Raw genomic sequence first — 805 nt, 5'->3', positions numbered from 1 at the left:
CAATAGATTCGGGCTCAGTCAGCTGAAATAAAAAGCGCTTTGTCATTTCTGACAGAAAAATGGTTACTATTTCAGTGATATAGTTAATGCCCCTTTCCGCTTGATGCTCAATCCCAAGCGGCATATACATATAGCTTGGGACATCAATGGACCCTCCTTTTTCAAAACGGTCAGGTAAAAATTCACTTGGCTCTAAAAAATAATCTTCATGGCGATGCATCATATAAGGGCTGATTAACATAATCTCCCCTTTTTTGATACTGTAGCCATCTATTTGTATATCTTCACGTGCTTGACGCCCAAATAGCCAAAGAGGCGGATACAACCTCATGCTTTCAGCAATTATTTTGCGCATATAGGTCAGATTTTTGGTTGAAAGTGATTCGCCGCTAGCATAGGCTTGAATTTCTTTATGCAGCTGAAGGTGCTCCCTAGTATTTTGAGACAGTAAATGAATAGACCAGCTGCATACGTGCGTAATCATTTCATACATCGAAAGGAATATAGAATTTAGCTGTTCATATATTTCTCTTTCATCGCTGTCTTCTCCGTAAGAATTCAATATATACTGCAGTAAATCATTTCCTTCGGTTTTGTTTTGAACACGCATTTGAACGCGTTCAAAAAGGAGTTGTTCTAGCTGCTCATCTGAGTCAAGCTGGTGCAAAGGTAGACGAATATAAATTTTGCCTAACTTTTCTTTTTTTCTCATAAGCGCTTGAACATAGTGAATTTTATCTTTCTCCTCAATCGAAATGCCAAATACAAGTTGAAGGAGTACAGCTACGACTATCTGTCTTATGTC

Annotated in this window: 1 protein-coding gene; it reads right to left on the bottom strand. The window is 38.3% G+C overall.

What is annotated here, in order from left to right; translation table 11 throughout:
* Positions 1-805 (bottom strand): cytochrome P450 (locus AC1DRF_RS30480; RefSeq protein ID WP_477742631.1); only part of this gene is annotated, 805 nt, incomplete at both ends.

Source organism: Priestia sp. P5_B4, assembly GCF_056400385.1.
The sequence above is the reverse complement of the archived record's forward strand: the minus strand, read 5'-3'. Positions and strand labels throughout refer to the sequence as shown.